The organism is uncultured Limnohabitans sp. (assembly GCF_937889215.1).
Lineage (GTDB): Bacteria > Pseudomonadota > Gammaproteobacteria > Burkholderiales > Burkholderiaceae_C > Limnohabitans_A.
Genome location: NZ_CALBEX010000023.1, coordinates 1 through 5,359 on the forward strand (window position 1 = coordinate 1; position 5,359 = coordinate 5,359).

Genomic DNA, 5,359 nt, shown 5'->3' on the forward strand with positions numbered 1-5,359 from the left:
AAGGTGGGGGCCTGGCCATACACCTTGCTCACGTCTTGCGCCGTGATCGTCAGGGGCGCGGGCGTGACCGTCAACGCACCGTTTACGTAACTGATGGTGTAGTTGGCAGCGTTAAATGTGCCGCCTGTGGCGTTGCTGGCGACGATGGCATAGGGGCTACCGGCCACGCCGGCAGTGGCTGCTTGCCCATCACTGGCCAGGGTCACGCTGCCCACTGTCTCACCGTTCACCAGCCCTGAAGTCGTGAAACCTGCTGATTGAAAAGTAGCCCCATACGCCTTGATGGCGTTTGGCTCGGTGATGGTCAGTGCCTGCGCCGTGATGTCGGCTCGGGTCTGGTAGGTGCCCGCAGTGGCATCGGCTGCGGCAAACAAATCGTAGGCTGCATTTGAGAAAGTAGACGCATACGTGATGACTTTGTCCGTGCCCACATGTTGGGTGTCAAAGTTGGCCAGACTGACCGACCCCAAGACCACCGGCGGCTGCACGGCCGTCACATCGGGCAACAAGCCGCTCACCGTGGCCGCAGTGGTGCCGTCGTACACCTTGTTGTCACCCTTGCCAAACACCCAGGCTTTGGCATCGAGCGTGCCAGCACCCGTCAAATTGGCATCGTAGGCCACCACTTCGGTGCTGGTGCTGGCGTAATTCACCGGGTTGAATCGGATGCTCAGCTGGCCTGTGGTGATGGTCAAGCAGTTGCTGCCGCAGGTGATGGCCACGGTACCTGCTGCTGCACCGGGACCGGTGCCGTCGTTGTCGGCCCGCAGCACCATATTCCCTGTCGTGATCGTAGACGCAGCACTGATGGTCACGTTGCCACCCGCCACCGCTTGCAAGTTGCCGGTGGTGATGGTCGTTGCAGCATTGATGTTGACGTCTTGTGCCGCGGTGAAGCCCAGTTGGCCTGTGGTCGTGGTGATGGCTGCACCCGCCGCCACATTCACATGGCGCCCAGCGATCAACGCCAAACTGCTGTCGGTGCCGGTGGCTGTGATGGCTTGATTCACATTCACATCACGTTCAGCGTTCATGGTAAGCGTGGTGGCGGCTGACCAGGTCAGCGCTGCGCTGAGAGTGATGTCACCCGAGCCCGAGCCGCTCAAGCCAGTGTTTTCGGTGCTCACCGTGACGTTGCTGGCGTTCAAAGCGGTCACCAAATCGGCCACGTTGACGTTAGCGGCACTGACCCCCGAGTTCGGTGCAAACACCCCACCAGTAGCCGTGGCATCGGTGGTCGCCGCGCCAGAAATAGTGATGTCCGCCGGGTCGAGCAGCCAGGTGCCGATTTGCCCAAGCGGTGCGCGTGTGTCCACCTGCAGCCCCGCCACATCCAGCCATTGGCCAGAGGTTTCGATCAAGCCGCCATCGCCACCTTTTGCCCCCCCGCGCGCCGACACCTGGCCCAGCGCCCGTGTGCTGCCATCGGACCACAACACCACCTGCCCGCCATCGCCCTGCTCGCGGGCATTGGCCTCGATGGTGGCACCCGCGCTCATGTACACCGCTTGGGCATGTGGCACAGCCGGGTCGCGGCCTTGGTAACCACCACCGATCAAGACCTGGCCACCGCCTTCGCCGCCCGAGGCCAAGATGTGCGCATCGAACAGGCCCACTTGGTGGCCTGTGGCCAGCACGCGACCAGCCTTTTGTCCAGGCCCGGCGCTCACGTCCAGCGTGCCCCCGAGCCTCACAGTGCCGTTGTCCATGCTGCCCAGCAAAACGATGGTGCCTTGCCGGTTTTCCAACGTCTGCGCCCGGACCACGCCGGTGTTGTTCACCGCATTGGCCAGCAAGTTGCCCGCCGCCTGGGTGCTCATGAGCACCTGGCCGCCGTCGGCTTGCAGCAGGCCGCCATTGCTCAGCAAGGCATCAGCCACCCCTTGGTCCACGCGCACGTTCAACAACTGCTCGCCCAACAGGTCCAGTGTCATGGACTCGCCTGCGGCCAAGGCCACGCTGCCGTTGGGCGCCTGCACCGAGCCTTGGTTGTTCACACGGGCACCGAGCAAGGCCACATAACCACCTTCTGCCGCTTGCAGGGCCCCCTGGTTGACCAACTCGGCCGTGCTCGGGCCCGAGAACTGGTAGCGCCCAGCCATGAAATCGCCATCGGTGATGTTCAGGGTCGAGGCCACCAGCCCCCCTACATTCACCGAGGCACCAGACCCAAACAAGATGCCATTCGGGTTGACCAAGAACACCTGCCCGTTGGCCGACATGCGGCCCAGAATAGCCGAGGGGTCGGCACCGATCACCCGGTTCAGTGCCACCGAACCGCTGCCGGGCTGCACAAACTGCACCGATTGACCGGCTGCAATGCCAAAGCTTTGCCAGTTGATCGCCACATTCGGGGTGGATTGCGTGATGGTCATCTGCCCAGGTGCTTGGGTAATGCTGGCACTGCCAGCACTGACCACCCCACCGGTGGGCGTGGCCATCGCCAGGCCACCCCAGGCCAGCATCAAGGCCAGCGACAACTGCCGACAGTGCCCCAAGCCCATGGCGCTTGCCCCAAGCGCTGTATCGCGCGTTGACTTGGATGCCGTTGGCGATGATGCAGATCGGCCTTTCGCACATGCGTATTCAGAAGTAGCCACGCAAGTGCCGGCGCTAGGGCTCCAGATAGATCGGTAAATTCGGTTCATGACAAAGTCCTTGGTATCAGTTGGGCACGCAATGTGCAAATGGGGTTCGGGCGGCGTCGCGTTGGCCCCGTATCAGAAATACTTGACAGCCTGGACCCACACGCGGCCACCTTTGTCCGGGGCGGAGAGTGCCTCTTCGCTGCCGAGCTTGCGGGCATAAAACGCCTTGACCGAAAAGTCTTGCGCCCGCGTCCAGTACACGCCCAGTCCGGCACCACTCAAGTGGCGACGCGGCTCTGCGCCCAACCACGGTTTGTGGTTGGGCTTGACCGTGCCAGCGTCGATGAACGCGGCCAGATGCACCTGACCTGTCGCACCGGCCGGCAAGGGCACTTGCTGACGCGCCTCCAGCGTCAGGAGGACACCTTCGTCGGCATAGGCCTCGCCTTCCGGGTAGGCCCGCACGCCATACATGCCGCCCAGTTCCATCTTTTCCGAGATGTCCAGATTTTTCGAAGCCATCTGCCCACTCAAGGCGGCATACACCGTCAAGCCTTCACGGACAGCCTGCACCCGCGACACAGCAAACGCCAGCTTGTTGTAATGCCCGTCGCTGCGGGCGGTCTCGGCGTCGCGCAGCCGCGCTGCGGGTGTGCGAATGTCGATGGCGCCTGCAGACCAAGCCAGCGAATAGGTGTTCAAACCACCGCCGCCCCAGCGGTCTCGCCGGTCTCCATAAAGACTGAGCACGGCCACCTGCGCTCGCTTGTCGGTCACCGAGGGCTCGGCATCCAGGCGGTCTTGAAACCTCTTGGCCTCCAGGGTCCATCCCAGGTGCAGATTGCTCTGTCGTGAACGCAACAAGGGGTAACTGCCAAACAAGGTGGCAATTCGCGCATGCCCATGCGCTTGCAGGCTTTCAAATTCGTGACCAAGGCGGTAAGCCAGGTCGCTGTAGGCCATGCCTGCCCGGCCCCGGCCCCATGGGGTTTGGTAAGACACTCGCCCATAGCGCAAACCCGTCCCCGAGGTGAGCAAACGCAAGCTGGCCAAGTCACCCCTGCCGCCTGGGTTGCTCCAGTTCACCGTGGCACCCACGCGGTTTTCGCCGGTATATCGGTTGCCCGCATTGTCGGCGTCTACGCTGCCGCTGATGCGGTCTTCGGGCTTGACGTGAACCACCAAATCCGACAAACCCAAAGTGGCGCCGGGCACCAGGGTGGATCGCACTTGCACGCCCGGCACATCCGACAGCAAAAGCAAGCGCTCTTCCAGCGGCGCCAGTGCGATCACGTCGCCTTCATTCAGACCTGCCAGCACATCCAGCGGCACTTGGCTGTCCAGGCGGCTGCTGTTGTTCAGTGTCACTTGGCCGTATTGCCCTTCCAGCACGGCCATGGTGACCACGCCGTCCCGGATTTCTTGAGCGGGCAGGTAGGCACGGGCCACAAGGTAGCCGTTTTGCCGATAGTGCTGCGAAATGCGCTGCGCCATGGCTTGAAGCGTCTGCAAACTTTGTGCATGACCGGGTTCAAAACCCGCCACTTGCCAGAGGACTGCATCGGTGTAAACGCTGGACCCGCGCAGCTGCAAACGCTCGACTTGAAACACCGTGGCTCCGGCAGGCGTCTCGGGCATCACGGGCAAGGGTTTGACCGTGACAGGTGCCAAGGGACTGGCGGTGCTGGGGACGGTGGGCACTTGCTGCAACTGCCCACCTGCGCTGGGCAAGGTCTGGGCCCAGCCCGTTTGTGCCACCAGCAACAACAAGCAAGGCGACCATATTTTTTTGAGCATGTGCATTCCTTCGTTGGGGTCCCTTGCATCAAAGAGACAGGCTTTGGAGGATGCCGGGGACAACCAGTTCTGTCGGTTCGTTGCTGCACACAATCGATGCGCTGAGCCAACTCTGCGCCCCCCCTACGTCAGGTTTTACCTTTCAAAACGCGGCCAGTTTCCTTGTGGGTGAAGGTGTACAGTTCAGCCCAGCCAGCGCCTTTTGGTCTTTTGCACTTGCGCTGCAACGATTGCTTTTTTGCACACTTCTTCACCCGGCTACCTGACCAAACAGGAAAGCATTGCGGTTGTGGGCGTGGACGACTTGTTCATCCGCTCCCTGCTCGACAAAAACCAGTTCCATGACCCGCTCGACGAGGCCCTGAATTTGGGCATTTCTTCGGCCACTTGGCCATTGTTCGGCTTGCTCTGGCCTTCAGGGCAGCGCATGGCCGAGCGCATGGCGCTGCGCCCCGTGTCGAGGGAGCGCATTTTGGAAATTGGCTGTGGCCTGGGTCTGGCCAGTTTGGTAGCGCACCGGCGCGGGGCCACGGTCACGGCCAGTGACTGCCACCCTTTGGCACACGCTTTTTTGGACGAAAACACTCGCCTGAATGGCCTGCCGCTGATCACCTACCGCCATGGTTTATGGGGCCGTGCGGCTTTGCGTGAAGACGGTTTACCGGTGCTCACGCAGGCGCAAGATGCGGCGGTGATCGGGCTGTTTGACCTGATTGTGGGCAGCGACATTTTGTACGAGCGCGATGACGAAGGCGCGCTGGCCAGCTTCATCGATGCCCATGCGGCCGCCCGCTCTGAAATCTGGGTGGTGGACCCCAACCGAGGCAACCGTGCGGCTTTTCACAAGCACATGGCGCGAGCGGGTTTTGCCTTGCACGAGCAGGTGCTGGACTTGCCCGCACATGACGGCCACGAGGCGTACAAGGGGCGGATGCTGACCTACACCCGGGGCTGAGTGGTCTGCAGGGGCGGAT

3 protein-coding genes and 1 pseudogene are annotated in these 5,359 nt (G+C 62.2%); 1 reads left to right on the forward strand and 3 read right to left on the reverse strand.

Features of this window, described 5'->3' with window-relative positions:
* From Q0341_RS00600 to Q0341_RS00605, 3 genes and pseudogenes are all read right to left on the reverse strand, one after another.
* Positions 1-2,504, reverse strand: a 2,504-nt coding sequence (locus tag Q0341_RS00600) for a filamentous hemagglutinin N-terminal domain-containing protein (protein ID WP_299509829.1), incomplete at its 3' end; no start/stop codon positions are given.
* 18 nt (positions 2,505-2,522) lie between these two features.
* Positions 2,523-2,648: pseudogene (locus Q0341_RS15215) on the reverse strand (ESPR domain-containing protein); the annotation flags it as partial.
* Positions 2,649-2,720: 72 nt separating this feature from the next.
* Positions 2,721-4,385, reverse strand: a complete 1,665-nt coding sequence (locus Q0341_RS00605; RefSeq protein WP_299509831.1) for a ShlB/FhaC/HecB family hemolysin secretion/activation protein — start codon at positions 4,383-4,385, stop codon at positions 2,721-2,723.
* A 238-nt stretch (positions 4,386-4,623) separates the two neighbouring features.
* Here Q0341_RS00605 and Q0341_RS00610 point away from each other — a divergent pair, with 238 nt between their 5' ends.
* Positions 4,624-5,340, forward strand: a complete 717-nt coding sequence (locus Q0341_RS00610) for an SAM-dependent methyltransferase (protein ID WP_299509833.1) — start codon at positions 4,624-4,626, stop codon at positions 5,338-5,340.
* Positions 5,341-5,359 lie beyond the last annotated feature (19 nt).